Source organism: Streptomyces sp. NPDC003300 (genome assembly GCF_040610915.1).
GTDB lineage: Bacteria > Actinomycetota > Actinomycetes > Streptomycetales > Streptomycetaceae > Actinacidiphila.
Genome location: NZ_JBEXNE010000035.1, coordinates 1 through 14,055, shown reverse-complemented (window position 1 = coordinate 14,055; position 14,055 = coordinate 1). Strand labels below are relative to the sequence as shown.

The following is a 14,055-nucleotide window of genomic DNA, read 5'->3' as shown; positions in this document are numbered from 1 at the left end:
GCCCTGCCGGTGGACCCCACGCCCGCACCCGCCGGTGGACCCCACGCCCGCACCCGCCCGTGAACCCCACGCCCCGCCCCTGACCTGCGACCGGGAAGGCCGCCATGCGCACACCGCACCCGCCCGCGTCGCGAACGGCGCCGCGCCCGGCCACGGCGTCCGACACCGCGGACCTCGTCGTCATCGGCGCGGGCGTGATCGGGGCCGCCGCCGCGTACTTCGCGGCGCGCGCCGGTCTCGACGTCACGGTCCTGGACCGCGGTCCGCTGGCGGGCGGCACTTCCAGCGCGGGCGAGGGCAATCTGCTGGTCTCCGACAAGGAGCCGGGCCCCGAGCTCGATCTGGCCCTGCTCTCACTGCGCGTGTGGCGTGAGGACCTCGCGGAACACGCCGGCCTGTGGGAGTACGAGGCCAAGGGCGGTCTCGTCGTGGCCGCCACCGCGCAGGGTTCGGGGACGCTGGCCACGCTCGTACGGCATCAGCGCACCCTCGGCGTCGAGGCGGTCAAGGTGTCCGGCGACGAACTGCCCGGCTACGAACCGCTGCTGTCGCGGGAGCTGGTCTCCGGCGCGTTCTACCCGCAGGACGCCCAGGTGCAGCCCGTGCTCGTCGTCGCGCACCTGCTGCGCCTGGCCCGTGAGGCGGGCGCGCGGGTCAGGACCGGCACGGAGGTGACCGGTTTCCGCACGTCCGGGGGACGGATCACCGGCGTCGACACCCACCGCGGTCCGGTGCACGCCCCGGCCGTGCTCAACGCGGCGGGCCCGTGGGCGGGCGACGTGGCGGCGCTGGCCGGAGTACGGGTGCCGGTGCTCCCCCGGCGCGGCGCCGTCCTGGTCACCCGGCCGCTCCCCCTGGTCATCCGGCACAAGGTCTACGCCGCAGAGTACGTCGCCGATGTGGCCAGCGGTGACGCCGCACTCCAGACGTCGCCCGTGGTGGAGGGCACCCGCGCGGGCACCGTCCTGATCGGCTCCTCGCGCGAACGCGTCGGCTTCGACCGGCGGCTGTCCCCCGCCGTCCCCGCGGCGCTGGCCCGCAAGGCCATCGCGCTCTTCCCGTTCCTGGCCTCGGTCCCGGCGCTGCGCTCCTACGTCGGCTTCCGCCCCTACTGCCCCGACCACCTGCCGGTGATCGGCCCCGATCCGCGGGCGCCGGGGCTGTGGCACGCCTGCGGGCACGAGGGCGCCGGGATCGGTCTGTCGGCGGGCACGGCCAGCCTGCTCGTCGGTGCGCTGACCGGCCAGGCCGTACCGCTGGACCTCGCGCCCTTCGCCCCCGAGCGCTTCGACACCAGCCCGCCCACCGAGGAACCGCAGGAGAAACCCCGTGCCCCCTCACGCTGACGACCTCGCGGCGCCCTGCACCGTGTTCCTCGACGGCCGGCCCGTTTCTGCCCGCGAGGGCCAAAGCGTCGGCTCCGCCCTGATGGCGGCGGGCATCGTCGCCTGGCGGTCGACCCGCGTCGAGGACCGACCGCGCGGCCTGTTCTGCGGGATCGGTGTCTGCTTCGACTGCCTGATCACCGTGGACGGCCACCGCGACCAGCGCGCCTGCCAGGTGCCGGCGGCCGACGGCATGCGGCTGGAGACGGCGCCCGCCACGTACGAAGGCGCTGACCGATGACGGGCGTCGCCACGACGGCGGAGGCCGAGGTCGCGCGGGCCGAGGTCGCGGTGGTCGGCGCGGGTCCCGCGGGGCTGGCCGCGGCGGCGACCGCCGCCGAGGCAGGGTTGAGCGTCGTTCTGGTCGACGCGGCGGCGCGCCCCGGCGGCCAGTTCTGGCGGCACGGACCGGGGGGACCGCGCGCCGACGAGGGACACCACCACCTGGGCACGTACGCGGACTTGACGGGGCGGCTGTCCCGAGCCGGGGTACGGACGCTGTACGGCCGGCAGGTCTGGCGGGCCGAGCGCGGGGCCGACGGCTTCATTCTCAGGACCCGGCCCGCGCACGACACGGCCCGCGCACCGGCCGTGACGGTGGCCGCGCGCGCCCTGGTGCTCTGTCCGGGCGGATACGACCGCCAACTGCCCATTCCCGGCTGGGACTTGCCCGGTGTCATGGCGGCGGGCGGCGTGCAGGCGCTGCTCAAGGCGGACGGCACCCTGGCCGGGCGGCGGGCCGTGGTGGCCGGGACCGGCCCCTTCCTGCTCCCGGTGGCGACGGGCCTCGCCGCGGCCGGGGCGGACGTACCCCTGGTCTGCGAGGCGAACGCGCTGCGCGGCTGGCTGCGCGAGGCCGGCGGCGCGGCGCGGGAACCGGCCAAGGCGGTGGAGGCGGCGCGGTACGCGGCGCTGCTGGCGCGCCACCGTATCCCGTACCGGACGAGGACCGTCGTCACCCACATCCTCGGCGGGACGCGCGTCCGCGCGGTCCGGGTGGCGCCGCTGGGCCGCGACGGCCGCCCCGTCACCGCGCGCGCCACCGAGGTCGCGGCGGATCTGGTGGCGCTCGGCTGGGGTTTCACCCCCGCTCTCGAACTGCCGCTGGCGCTGGGCGCGCGGACGCGGGTGGACGTGGACGGCTCACTGGTCGCGGCGGTGGACGCGTGGCAGCGCGCGAGCGTGCCCGGCGTCTACCTCGCCGGGGAGTGCACCGGGGTCGGGGGCGCCGCGCTCGCCCTGCGCGAGGGCCGGTTGAGCGGGCTCGCCGTGGCCGCCGACCTGGGCCGGTCCTACGACCGCGGCGCCGTACGCCGTCTGCGGTCGGGCATCCGGCGGGGTCGCCGCTTCGCCGCGGCGATGCACACCGCCCATCCGGTCCCGGCGCACTGGACGGCGTGGCTCACGCCCGACACGGTCGTCTGTCGCTGCGAGGAGGTCACCTTCGCGGCGCTCGACGAGGCCCACCGCACGCTGGGCGCGGACGACCCGCGCACCCTCAAGCAGCTCGCCCGCCCCGGTATGGGCATGTGCCAGGGCCGCGTGTGCGGCTTCGCGACCACCGCGATCAGCGCCGCCCTCACCGGCCGCCCCGCCACCGCCGCCGACCACCGCGGCCTGGCCACCCGCCCGTTGGCCTTCCCCGTGCCGCTGGGCGAGATCGCCGCGGCGGACGGGGACGGCGACGGCGACGGGGGCGGTCCTGACGCGTAAGAGGCGCGCTCAGGCATGGCGCGCTCAGCCATGGCGTCCTCAGGCATGGCGTCCTCAGGCATGCGGCACGACATGGTGCCGCTGAGCCCAGCCGTTTACGGTTCGCTGCTCCCCGTCGCGTGGCGGTAGTCGCGGGGCGAGAGGTGGTAGGCGGTGCGGAAGGAACGGGTGAAGGTGGAGTGGTCCTTGAATCCCCAGCGGGCGGCTATGCGGTGAATGGGGAGATCCCGGAGGGCGGGGTCGCGCAGGTCCCGGCGGGCGCGCTCCAGGCGGAGGCGGCGGATCCAGGCGGCGAGGGTGGTCTCGCGCGTGGTGAAGAGCCGGTGGAGGTAGCCGACGGAGACGTGCAGGGCGTCGGCGATGTGGGTCGGCGAGAGGTCGGGGTCGTGCAGATGCTGCTGGACGAAGGCTTCGACGCTCAGCAGGAGTGTGCGTCGGCGTGAGTCCTCACGGACGGCGGCTTCCGCGTCGAGGTGGTGGGCGACGACGGCGGTAAGCAGGTCCTCGGAGATACGGGCCAGCCGCCCGAGGTCGTCGGGGCGGTAGGCCGCCTGCGTGGTCAGGCCGGTGAGGAAGTGCACGAGCATGCCCGCGAATCCGGCCTGTCCCGGCAGGGGCCGGGCCAGCAGGCGTTCGATCCGGTCGGCGGGCTGTCCGAGCTGTGCGCGCGGGATGTGGACGCGTACGAGTGTGGTGGGCTCACCGCCCGCGCCGAGTTGAAGTCCGAAGGGGCGCGAGCTGTCGTAGAGGACGATGTCCGTCGCCTCCAGGACCGCCTCGCGGCCGAGCTGGCTCATGACGAGCTTGCCCGAGGGCGCCATGGCCAGGCAGAGGAGTCCCGGATCCGCCTGGCGGACCATCTTCGGCGTGCGGACGACCTGCGAGGGCGAGACCCTCAGCTCGACCACGTTCACCGCCGCGAGGTCGACGGTCCTGGCCGACGCCCTGAAGTCCTCCGCCTCCCGGCTGGACAGGCTCATCGGGTGCTCGCTGGTGACGAACAGCTCGTTGAGGGCCGCCAGCCGGTCCGGCGGCGACAGATCGTCACGATCGAACATCGTCCGCATCATGGCTCCCCCTCGGACCGCGGTGGCCGCGTCCCGGAGTCTCCGGCCGCGGACCGCCTCGGGCCAAGTATCCCCCGGTGGTCGTCGGACCCGCCCAAGGCGCGGACCCCGCCGGGGCCCGGCCCGACTACCGCGCGCCCACCAGGACTTCCGCCGCGGCGACACCGGAGGCGGCCGTCGCGCCGTGGGTGAAGATCTGCGCGGCGCCCTGGACGGAGTCGCCCGGCAGGCCCATCTCGACGACGATCGCGTCGGGACGTGCCCCGGCGAGTTCGGCGAGCGCGCGGCCCATCCACTTGTTGCGGGAGGCGTCCCTGACGACGACGACCAGCGGGCGCCCGGCGGCGGGCGCGAGCGCGTACGACTCCAGGAGGGCGGCGTCGGCGGCGAGTTCCTGGTGGTGGACGCGGACGAAGGTGGTGCCGGGCAGCCGCTCGCGCAGCGGGGCCGCGACGCCCCAGGGGGTCTCCTTGCCGATGGCCAGGTTGGTGGACGGCACCAGTTCGACCACGTGCGGGGGCGCGGTCAGCGGGAGGACGTCGCTCGCGGAGCCGCCGAGGCGTATGGCGCGGCGGGCGGCGACGTAACCGATGTCGCCGCTGACCGGATTGACCGGAACCGCCCGCGCCAGGCCGGTCGACCACTCGGCGAAGGCGCGGACCCGCTCGGACGCCTCCTCCAGCCTCGCCTGCGTGAGGTCGCCCGACCGTACGGCGTCGGCGAGCGCGTCGGCGAGCAGGTCGACGGTGTCGGCCCCGGAGTTCTCGCCGCCGACACAGACCGCGTCGCAGCCCGCGACGACGGCCTTCACGGTGGCTCCGTCGATGCCGTAGCGGTCGGTGACGGCGCCCATCTCGATGGCGTCGGTGACGATCAGGCCGTCGAAGCCGAGTTCCTTGCGGAGCAGCCCGTCGAGGATGCGGCTGCTGAGGGTGGCCGGAACGTGCGGGTCGTAGGCGGGCACGAGGAGGTGACCGCTCATCACGGCGCGCACGCCCGCCCGGACGGCGGCCTCGAAGGGCGGCAGGGCCTGGGCGGCGATGGTCGCGAGGTCGGCGTCGTAGCTGGGCAGGCCGTGGTGGGAGTCGACGGCGACATCCCCGTGACCGGGGAAGTGCTTGGCGCAGGCGGCGACTCCGGCCGACTGGAGACCCTGGATCCAGGCGCCCGCGTGCCGGGCGACCAGACCGGCGTCGACGCCGAAGGAGCGCACCCCGATGATCGGGTTGTCCGGGTTGGAGTTGACGTCCACGCTGGGCGCGTAGTTGAGGCTGACGCCGGCGGCGTGCAGTTGGCGGCCGAGGTCGCGGGCGACGGACTCGGTGAGGTCGGGGTCGTCCACGGCGCCGAGCGCGAAGTTGCCGGGCCGGGTGGAGCCGGTCGAGGACTCGATACGGGTGACGTCCCCGGCTTCCTCGTCGATCGCGATGATCAACGCGGGGTTCTCGGCGCGCAGTTGCGCGGTCAGCCGGGCCACCTGCTGGGGCGAGGCGATATTGCGCGAGAAGAGGACGACGGAGGCCAGGCCGTCACCGATGGCCCGCAGCACCCACTCCGGCGCCTCCGTCCCCACGAAGCCGGGCTGGAGAACGGAGAGCGCGAGTCGTCGCAGCTCCTTGTCGGGCGTGCTGGAGGACATCAACTGGGCCTTCCACGTAGAGCCAACGCATTTGTGACACGGCGGACATTGGTACAGACCATCCGGATACTCGCCCAGCGTGATCTGGGGTGTCAAGTGCCTGACGCACGCACACCGGCCACATCGGCCGGGGCGTCCGGGAGACCGCGCCTGACCTGGTCCGTCGCCGCCGGGGAAGCCGCGTCACCCGTGGTAGGGCCCGGATCGCGCACGGCGACGAGGTGGCCGAATCGCCGCCTTCGGGCGGCGCGACACGTCAACTCCACGGTTGACATGGGCGGTTGGTCTAATCCATTTTAGTGGGACGCGAGTTCAGCGAGCGACAAGCGCGGCGTAGTGCCATGAATGATGGGCAAGTTGCGAACGTCCGTTGCCGTACGCACCCACTCGCCCACCGACGGCAACGCACGGTTCCGCCGTGCTTTGACGTAGGCACATGTAGTGGCGGTCGCCCAGAACCACTCTCGGCACCGGACGCGATTGCCTGTCCCCACACGGCCGATCCGTCCCGGCCGAAGGAAAGCCCGGGGGCGATCCGCATCAGAGAACCGAACCCTGGAGCGACTGCTTTGTCGGCGCCTGATCATTCTTTTCGAGCCTCTTCCGAACGCCCGTACTTCAGCTCGGACGGCGAGACCTACCTCACACCGACTCCGCTGCGGAACCTCCGCAAGACACAGAAACTCCGTGTGCTGTCGGAAGAGGACTTCACTTTCTGGCAGACCTACGGATACGTCGTGGTGCGGCAGGCGATACCCGCCGTCGCGGCCGACGAGCTCCTGGAATTCGCCTGGAATTTCCAGGGACTTGATCCTGCCCGCCCGGACACCTGGTACGAGGAGCGGGAGTTCCGCTCGGATCTCGACAGGGAACTGCACATCTACGGTTTCGTCGAGGCTTACCAGCACCAGCTCATGTGGGACAGCCGGCAGTCGCAGCGCGTCTACGACGCCTTCGTCGACGTATGGGACTGCGAAGAGCTGTGGGTGACGCTGGACCGGCTCAACCTCAACCCGCCCAACATCAAGAACCGGGACCGCGCCCACATCGCGCCGACCGAGCGCGGCTTCGACATCACGTTGCACTGGGACATCGACACCACGCTGGAGGTGCTCCCGCAGCGCGTCCAGGGGATCATCGCGCTCAACGACACCAAGCCCGACCAGGGCGGCTTCCAGTGCGCGCCCGACCTCTTCCACCGGTTCGAGGAGTGGAAGGCGCTCCAGCCGGAGGACCGCGACCCGATCCGGCCGAGCGTCGACCGCGCCGAATACCCCGTCATCCAGCCCGATCTCAAGGCCGGTGACCTGCTGATCTGGAACGGGCTGCTCGCGCACGGCGTCGCGCCCAACACCTCGCAGAGCGGCGTCCGCGCCGCCCAGTACCTCTCGATGATGCCCGCCCTGGAGTCGCACCAGGAGCTGCGGGACTCGCGCGTCAACTCCTGGCGGACGCTCAGCACTCCGGAGTGGAACGGCACGCTGGTCGGCGACGCCACCCGGCACGAGTCCCTGCGGTACGGACCCGCGGAGCTGACCGACCTGGGCGCCAAGCTGCTGGGCCGCGACTCCTGGAAGCAGCCGTCCGCGGAGCAGGGGACCGGGGAGCGGACATGCGCCGAATCTGCCTGACGCTTCCCACCAACAGGCCCTGCGCGACAACGATATCGGCGGTGCACGAGGAGGCGGCCCACGCCGCCACGCACTTCGACGTCGAGGTGCGTCTGCTGGTCCTGGACTCCTCCGACGCCGGAGCCCGCGAGCAGCACGCTCGGGTCGTGCGCGGTCTGCCGGCCGTACCGGGCGTCGTCGTGCACCACCTCGGCGAGTCGGAGCAGCGCGACTTCCTGCGGCGGGTCATCGAGCGGGCCGCGCCGGACAAGCCCGAGTTGATGCTCGATCTGATGCTGCCCGCCGGGCTCTCGTACGGCGCCTGCACCAACCGCGCGTTCCTGATCGCCGCGGCGCTGGGCTGCGAGTCCGTGCACCGCAGGGACTCCGACAGCCGCTACCAGTCCGTGGACGGTCTGCCGGTCTTCCCCGTCCACCATGAGCTGTTGTCGCTCGGCAAGCGGGCGGGCGACGCGGCGGCCGGGGTGACCGAGACCGATCTGGCGGACGCGCACACCGGCAAGACCGTCTCCATGGTGGGCAGTTCCTTCATCGGCGAGATGTCCGTCGACATCGAGGAGATGCACCGGCTCGACCGCGACGCCTACTACGACGTGGTCGGGCTGTGGGCGCCGGTCCACTGGTCGTCGCGGAAGAAGCGCGAACTGGTCGACGAGTCCTTCAAGGGCGCGGGGCACGAGCCCTTCGCGGGTGACCACTCGACGCTCACCCTGGTCGACCCGATGCGGGTCGACATGTGCAACATCGCCTTCCACGGGGTCCACGAGCAGGTCCCGTTGATGCCCGCGACGGACACGATCGGCAGTGACTACTTCCTGATCCACCTCGTCCACGACGCGACGCTGCCCGGTGTCCTGCACAACCGGAACATCGTCAATTACCACACCGGTGAGCGGAAGACGGACGCCGGGTTCATGGCGTATCACTTGCGCTTCGCCAAATTCTTCCTGTCGATGCTGTATCTCAACGCCGTGTACGACCGGATGGCCGAGGCCGGTTCCGCGCTGCTGGACGACGACCACCGGATACGGGTGGCCGCGGTCGCCGAATTGCTGCGGGACAGCGCCCTGTTGGACCGTGCGGAGAATGTGGAGCGGCTGGACATCCTCGACCGGTCCTACCGCAAGCTCGGCGGCAGGTACGCCGAATTCGCGGACTCGCTCACGGAGCGGCGCGAGCGGTTGCTGGACGAGGCCCGCGGGGACATCGAGGACTACGCCCTGTTGACGGAAACATGGTCGGCGATGATTCGGGCGAGCAGAGAAACGGGTCTCGGCACACTCCAGCGGCTGCCTGGCTGACGCCGCACATGACGCACGAGAACGCCTCACTGTTCGCCGCTCTTTCGGCCAGCGCCGAGGACCGGATCGTCTTCGATCTCAGCGGTATCGAGGAACGCTACGATTCCCTGCTGCGCGAGCTGCCGGGAATCGCGGTGCGCTTCGCCATGAAATCCTGTCCCGTGGACGAAGTGCTCGCCTGTCTTGTCGCGAGAGGCAGCGGATTCGACGCGGCGAGTATCAACGAGATCGAGCAGGCCGTACGCTCCGGCGTCGCGGTCGGGAGAATTCACTACGGCAACACCGTCAAGTCGGACCGCGACATCGCGGCGGCCTATCGCCTCGGTGTCAGGGACTTCGCCACCGACAGCCTGGAGGACGTCGCCGCCGTCGCGGCGCACGCCCCCGGCTCTCGGGTGTTCTGCCGGCTGGCGACCGACGGTGACGGAGCGCTCTGGGGTCTGAGCAATAAGTTCGGCTGCTCGGCCGAGGACGCCGTGGCCGTGCTGGAGAAGGCGCGGGAGTCCGGGCTGCGGCCGGCCGGGCTCTCCGTGCACGTCGGTTCGCAGCAGATGACGGCCGAGGCGTGGCAGCGGGCGTTGGAGCAACTGGTCGACACGCTGACCGTGCTCGGCGAGCGCGGTATGCCGCCGCGGTACGTCAATCTGGGCGGCGGCCTGCCCGCGCTCGGCTATCTCGACAAGCGCGGCAGGCCGCTCGACCCGCCGATCGACAAGATCTTCGCCGTCATCCGCGAGGGCATGCAGCGGTGCCGGGAGGCGGCGGGCGACGGCCTGGGCTTCGTGATGGAGCCGGGCCGCCATCTGGTCGCCGACCACGGGGCCGTCCGGGCGCACGTCTCCCGGCTGTCCACCCGGCACACGGCGGACGGCACGGCCCACCGCTGGCTCTACTTGAGCTGCGGGAAGTTCAACGGCCTGTACGAGATGGACGAGTTGCAGTACCGGCTGGTCTTCCCCACCCACCCCGACACCCCGCGCGTCGAGGCCACCGTGGCCGGTCCGACCTGTGACAGCGACGACGCCTATTCGCGCGAGCACAGCCTGGTCCCGGTACCCGAGTCGGTCGTGTCGGGCGACCCGGTGTGGGTGCTGTCCAGCGGTGCCTACGCCGTCAGTTACATGACCCAGGGGTTCAACGGCTTCAGCCCGCTGCCGTACGTGTGCGTACGCGGCGCGGGCGACGGGCCGGGCCGCCCGCGGAAGGAGCACGACAGGTGAGCGACCGCGAGACACCCCGGCGCGCGGTGACGGAGCACGCGCGCGTCCGCCCTGTCGGCGACGGCGACTGGGCGGACCTCGTCGCGCTCGAAGCCGCCGCCTACACCTCCCTCGGTCTGTCCGAGGGGCGGGCCGCGCTGGAGTCGAAGGCGTGGGCGTCGCCGACGACATGCTTCGTCCTCGACGTCGAACAGCGGCTCGCCGGTTACCTGTTGGCGCTGCCGTACCCGGTCTCGCAGGCGCCCGACCTCGCCCGCGGCGAGGAGGTGGTCTTCCGCTCGCGCAATCTGCATGTGCACGACCTCGTCATCGCCGAGGATCTGCGCGGCCGGGGCCTGGGCAAACGCCTGCTGCACCACCTCACCGGGCGGGCGCTCCGGCAGGGATACGAGCAGATGTCGCTCGTCGCGGTCGGCGGCAGTCACACCTTCTGGGCGGCGAACGGCTTCGCCGCCCAGAAGGAGGTCGTGAACTCCGAGAGCTACGGGGCCGGTTCGGTGTACATGTCCATGGCGCTGCCGACCGCGCCGACCGTCGAGAGTCCGACGCCGACCAGCGGCCTGCTGAGCGGGGCACCAACGCGAAACGAAGTGGGATAACGCCTGTGTTGCACATTCACGATCCGTTCCGGCGCGGGCAGTTGGCGATCGGGGCGCTCTTCTTCTCGCTGGGTTTCCAGTACGCCACCTGGGCGTCGCGGCTGCCCGCGATCAAGGCGCATCTGGACCTGACCGCCGCGCAGGTGGGGCTGCTGCTGATGGCCACCGGCATCGGCGCCGCCGCCGCTTTCCCGCTGGTGGCGATGCTGATGCGGCGGCTGGGCTCGCGGCTGCTGTCGCTGCTCTCGGCCGTCGGCCTGACGCTGCTGCTCATCCCGCTGTCCGTCATGCCGAACTACCCGGTCGCGCTGCTCGTCATGGGCTGTGACGGGGTGCTCGTGGCCTGCCTGAATGTGGCGATGAACGCGCAGGGCGCGGCGCTGGAGGCCGTCCACCGGCGCAACGCCATGGCCAAGCTGCACGCGACCTTCAGCGGCGGCTCGCTCGGCGCGGCCCTGCTCGCCTCCGGAATGAACACCGTCACCTCGACGATGGCGGTGCACTTCGGCGCCGCCGCCGTCCTGTTGCTCCTGCTGACCGCGTACGCCAGGACCGGGCTGCTGACGCAAGAGCAAATCGCGGCCAAGGACGAGGCGGCAGAGGCGCAGGAGCAGAAGGAGGACGCGGTCGCGGTCGCGGAGGAACGGGGTGCCAAGAGCCGCGGCAAGTGGACGCTGCCCGCCCGTATGACCCTGTGGATGGGCTGCGCGATGGCCTTCGGCACGGTCACCGAGGGTGCGATGAACGACTGGTCGGCGATCTACATGAAGGACGTCGCCAAGGCCTCGGCCGAACTGGCGCCCATGGGCATCGCCGTCGTCTCGGTCATGATGGTGCTCGCCCGGCTCTTCGCCGACGGCTGGCGCAGCCGCTGGGGTGACGGCCTGATCGTCCGTGCGGGCAGCGCCCTGGCCGCGGCGGGCCTGGCCATCGCGCTGCTCAGCGGCGGCGTGGTCCCGGCGCTGATCGGCTTCGCCGCGGTCGGCCTGGGCATCGCCGCCGTGACGCCGTGCGTGTACGTGGCGGCGGCCGGTCAGGGTTCGGACGCGCTGACGCTGGTCGCGACGATGGGCACGACGGGGCTGCTCGCGGGGCCGCCGGTGATCGGCTTCATCGCCAACGCGACCGGTCTGGTCTGGGGCCTGGGCGCCGTGGCCGCCTCGGCGCTGGTCGTGTCCCTGTGCAGCACGCAGATCCGCTGGACGTCGACCGCATGAGCCGCGGGCCGCGCCCCGAATCACGGTTGACGCCTCGGGGCGCGCCCGCTTCGCTGTGCCGGTGAGCACACTTCGCATCGAACGCGTGCGCCCCGACGCCTTCGTCCAGGACTGGCGCGCCGTCCACAACACGGTCATCCCCACGCATCCGCTGTCCCTGGACGACGTCCGGGAGCGCAGCGGACGCCACCTCCTGGAGGTCGCCTACCTCGGCGACGTCCTGGTCGGAAACACGACGGTACGGCCGCCGACCGACGACGAGCCGGTGGTCACGGTCATCGCGCGGGTCCTCACCGCACACCGGGGGCGGGGCTTCGGCCGGGAGCTGTACGCGCGCGGCCTCGCGCACGCGCGGGAGCTGCGGCCGGGCGCCGTCGAGACGGTGGTGCTGGAGTCCAATGAGGACGGGCTGCGCTTCGCGCTCACGCAGGGCTTCGTCGAGGTCGAGCGGTATCTGCTGCCGGGCGACACGATCCGTTACGTGACGCTGCGGCTGCCCTGAGCGGCGTCCTCCGCGCCGCCGCCGTGGCGGCCGGGGCGCAGGTCGAGCATGTGGAACACCTTGTCGTAGCGGCGCGGCCCGACCGCCACGAAGTCCGGCAGGCGGCCGTACTCGCGAAAGCCCAGTGATTCGTAGAGGCCGATGGCGCGGGCGTTGTCGCCACGGGCGTCGAGGGTGAGCACTTCGATCCCGGCCCGGCGGGCGTCGGCGACCAGCGCCGCGGTCAGGGCGCGGCCGATGCCGTGGCCGTGGGCGGCGCCGTCCACGGCGAGCCGCTCCAGGTCGGCGTGGGGGCGGTGGGTGGGGCGGGTGTACCGCAGCCAGTAGCCGAAACCGACCAGGTCCTCGCCGAGATACGCGGCGCGCAGCGACCCGTCACCGGCCCGTACCGCGGTCAGGACCCGGTCGAGGAGGGCCGTGACCTCGTCGGGGCCGGGCGGCTCCAGCCAGCCGAGCGGGGCGCCGCCCCGGACCAGCGGGGCCAGCAGCGCGTGCGCCGCTCCGGGGTCAAGCGCTCGCGCCCGCTCGATGCGCAGCCCGTCCCCGAGCGCGCCCGCCTCAGCCGTCGTCATCGCGTTCCGCCTCTCCCGCGCAGGTGCTTCCGTTCGTGGGCCGCCGCGCCCGGGTACCGCCGGGATCCGGCCGCCTGTTTCCGTCCCACATCATCTCCGGCGGGACCTCGCCGACACCTCCCCGCGCGACCGCGTTCACGCCCGAGTCGTACAGTGGCGACATGGCCGTCAGTATTCTGGACATTCCCGGCGTCGCAGCCGTGCGGCAGCGGTTGCGCGCGGAATTGCTGGCGCGGGTGGCGGGGCCCTCGGGGCCGGAGAACCGGGCGCGGATCCAGGACGCGCGGGGGCCGCGATGGTTCGGTCCCGAGCGGCCGATCCGTGTGGTGCACGGTGACGCGTCGATGTTCATCGGGGGCTTGCGTGCGCTGCTGTTGCAGTCGCTGCATCCGCTGGCGATGGCCGCGGTCGCCGCGCACTCCGGCTACCGGGGAGATCCGTGGGGCCGGCTCCAGCGCACCAGCACCTTTCTGGCGGTCACGACCTTCGGCACCGCCGAGGACGCGCGGCAGGCCGTCGAGCAGGTACGGGCGGTGCACGAGCGCGTCAGCGGCACGACCGCGGAGGGGGAGCCGTACCGGGCGTCGGATCCGCATCTGCTGGGCTGGGTGCACGTCGCCGAGGTGGACAGTTTCCTGCGCGCTCATCAGCGGTACGGGGCGCGGCCGTTGGACGCCGCGGGCTGCGACGCCTACGTGGCGGACACCGCGCGGGTCGCGGAGGCCCTCGGTGTCCTCGACCCGCCGCGCGACCAGGCGGCGCTGACCGCCCGGCTCGCCGCGTACCGGCCGGAGTTGCGGTCCACGGCCGAGGCGCGGGACGCCGCGCGTTTCCTGCTGCTCGACCCGCCGCTGCCGTGGGCCGCCCGCGGCCCGTACGCGATCTTGGCCGCGGGCGCGGTGGGGCTGCTTCCTTCGTGGGCCCGCAGCCCGCTGCGGCTGCCATATCTGCCGATCACCGAGGCGACCGGCGTCCGGCTCGCGGGGCACGGTCTGACCAGGACGATCCGCTGGGCGATGGCTCCGGAGGCCGCCGGGCGGTCCGACGGGCCGTCAGAAGGCTGACGGGCGGGGCCGGAAGACGGCGCAGAGGCGGGGGGGGGCGGGGGGGGGGGGGGGCCCCCCCCCCCCCCCGGGGGGGCCGCCCCCCCCCCCCCCCCCGCCCCCCGGGGGCGGCGACCGGGGCGGGAGGCGTTGACCCGCCGACCGG

13 protein-coding genes are annotated in these 14,055 nt (G+C 72.7%); 10 read left to right on the top strand and 3 right to left on the bottom strand.

Annotation, left to right across the window (positions count from 1 at the left end; all coding sequences use genetic code 11):
• The first annotated feature begins 104 nt into the window (after positions 1 to 104).
• From ABZX65_RS32705 to ABZX65_RS32695, 3 genes are read left to right on the top strand one after another with little or no spacing between them, the layout of a single operon-like run.
• Positions 105 to 1,346 carry an FAD-dependent oxidoreductase gene (locus tag ABZX65_RS32705; RefSeq protein ID WP_355348403.1) on the top strand — a complete coding sequence of 414 codons (1,242 nt, stop codon included), beginning with the start codon at positions 105 to 107 and terminating at the stop codon, positions 1,344 to 1,346.
• Positions 1,330 to 1,626: a (2Fe-2S)-binding protein gene (locus ABZX65_RS32700; RefSeq protein ID WP_355348400.1), complete on the top strand. Its 297-nt coding sequence runs from the start codon at positions 1,330 to 1,332 to the stop codon at positions 1,624 to 1,626. Before ABZX65_RS32705 ends, ABZX65_RS32700 begins: the two co-directional genes overlap by 17 nt.
• Entirely contained in the window at positions 1,623 to 3,098 is a 1,476-nt protein-coding gene (locus tag ABZX65_RS32695; protein ID WP_355348397.1) for an FAD-dependent oxidoreductase, read from the top strand. Before ABZX65_RS32700 ends, ABZX65_RS32695 begins: the two co-directional genes overlap by 4 nt.
• A gap of 95 nt (positions 3,099 to 3,193) precedes the next feature.
• On the opposite strand, the gene ABZX65_RS32690 is transcribed toward ABZX65_RS32695, so the two are convergent.
• Positions 3,194 to 4,156 (bottom strand): helix-turn-helix domain-containing protein, encoded by a 963-nt coding sequence (locus ABZX65_RS32690; protein ID WP_355348394.1) that lies wholly within the window; start codon positions 4,154 to 4,156, stop codon positions 3,194 to 3,196.
• Positions 4,157 to 4,292: 136 nt separating this feature from the next.
• Positions 4,293 to 5,804, bottom strand: coding sequence for a glycoside hydrolase family 3 protein (locus ABZX65_RS32685; protein WP_355348391.1), 1,512 nt, complete (start codon positions 5,802 to 5,804; stop codon positions 4,293 to 4,295).
• Positions 5,805 to 6,373: 569 nt separating this feature from the next.
• Between ABZX65_RS32685 and ABZX65_RS32680 the strand changes: the two genes are divergently transcribed.
• The 6 genes from ABZX65_RS32680 to ABZX65_RS32655 all read left to right on the top strand — a co-directional run bounded on the left by ABZX65_RS32680 (position 6,374) and on the right by ABZX65_RS32655 (position 12,274).
• Positions 6,374 to 7,435, top strand: a complete 1,062-nt coding sequence (locus tag ABZX65_RS32680) for a phytanoyl-CoA dioxygenase family protein (protein ID WP_355348388.1) — start codon at positions 6,374 to 6,376, stop codon at positions 7,433 to 7,435.
• A complete protein-coding gene (locus ABZX65_RS32675; RefSeq protein WP_355348385.1) occupies positions 7,417 to 8,736 on the top strand; it encodes a DUF6271 family protein in 1,320 nt (439 codons plus the stop codon). Before ABZX65_RS32680 ends, ABZX65_RS32675 begins: the two co-directional genes overlap by 19 nt.
• 8 nt (positions 8,737 to 8,744) lie before the next feature.
• Complete coding sequence (locus ABZX65_RS32670; protein WP_355348382.1) at positions 8,745 to 9,956, top strand: type III PLP-dependent enzyme; 1,212 nt, start codon at positions 8,745 to 8,747, stop codon at positions 9,954 to 9,956.
• Positions 9,953 to 10,555, top strand: a complete 603-nt coding sequence (locus ABZX65_RS32665) for a GNAT family N-acetyltransferase (protein WP_355348379.1) — start codon at positions 9,953 to 9,955, stop codon at positions 10,553 to 10,555. The genes ABZX65_RS32670 and ABZX65_RS32665 overlap by 4 nt, the downstream gene beginning before the upstream one ends.
• A gap of 5 nt (positions 10,556 to 10,560) precedes the next feature.
• The gene (locus ABZX65_RS32660; protein WP_355348376.1) at positions 10,561 to 11,772 is read left to right on the top strand and encodes an MFS transporter; all 1,212 of its coding nucleotides are present in this window, start codon (positions 10,561 to 10,563) and stop codon (positions 11,770 to 11,772) included.
• Between the two features lie 61 nt (positions 11,773 to 11,833).
• On the top strand, positions 11,834 to 12,274 hold the full coding sequence (locus tag ABZX65_RS32655) for a GNAT family N-acetyltransferase (RefSeq protein ID WP_355348373.1): 441 nt from the start codon (positions 11,834 to 11,836) through the stop codon (positions 12,272 to 12,274).
• Here the strand turns inward: ABZX65_RS32655 and ABZX65_RS32650 are convergent.
• Complete coding sequence (locus ABZX65_RS32650) at positions 12,250 to 12,846, bottom strand: N-acetyltransferase (protein WP_355348370.1); 597 nt, start codon at positions 12,844 to 12,846, stop codon at positions 12,250 to 12,252. The genes ABZX65_RS32655 and ABZX65_RS32650 overlap by 25 nt on opposite strands.
• Before the next feature lie 161 nt (positions 12,847 to 13,007).
• Between ABZX65_RS32650 and ABZX65_RS32645 the strand changes: the two genes are divergently transcribed.
• Positions 13,008 to 13,910: an oxygenase MpaB family protein gene (locus tag ABZX65_RS32645; protein ID WP_355348367.1), complete on the top strand. Its 903-nt coding sequence runs from the start codon at positions 13,008 to 13,010 to the stop codon at positions 13,908 to 13,910.
• Positions 13,911 to 14,055: the final 145 nt, after the last annotated feature.

Bases quoted from the DNA above. Each gene is read 5' to 3' on its own strand.
- ABZX65_RS32695 (WP_355348397.1), top strand. From the start codon at position 1,623: ATGACGGGCGTCGCCACGACGGCGGAGGCCGAGGTCGCGCGGGCCGAG.
- ABZX65_RS32675 (WP_355348385.1), top strand. From the start codon at position 7,417: ATGCGCCGAATCTGCCTGACGCTTCCCACCAACAGGCCCTGCGCGACA.
- ABZX65_RS32645 (WP_355348367.1), top strand. From the start codon at position 13,008: ATGGCCGTCAGTATTCTGGACATTCCCGGCGTCGCAGCCGTGCGGCAG.
- ABZX65_RS32670 (WP_355348382.1), top strand. From the start codon at position 8,745: ATGACGCACGAGAACGCCTCACTGTTCGCCGCTCTTTCGGCCAGCGCC.
- ABZX65_RS32650 (WP_355348370.1), bottom strand. From the start codon at position 12,846: ATGACGACGGCTGAGGCGGGCGCGCTCGGGGACGGGCTGCGCATCGAG.
- ABZX65_RS32705 (WP_355348403.1), top strand. From the start codon at position 105: ATGCGCACACCGCACCCGCCCGCGTCGCGAACGGCGCCGCGCCCGGCC.
- ABZX65_RS32690 (WP_355348394.1), bottom strand. From the start codon at position 4,156: ATGTTCGATCGTGACGATCTGTCGCCGCCGGACCGGCTGGCGGCCCTC.
- ABZX65_RS32685 (WP_355348391.1), bottom strand. From the start codon at position 5,804: ATGTCCTCCAGCACGCCCGACAAGGAGCTGCGACGACTCGCGCTCTCC.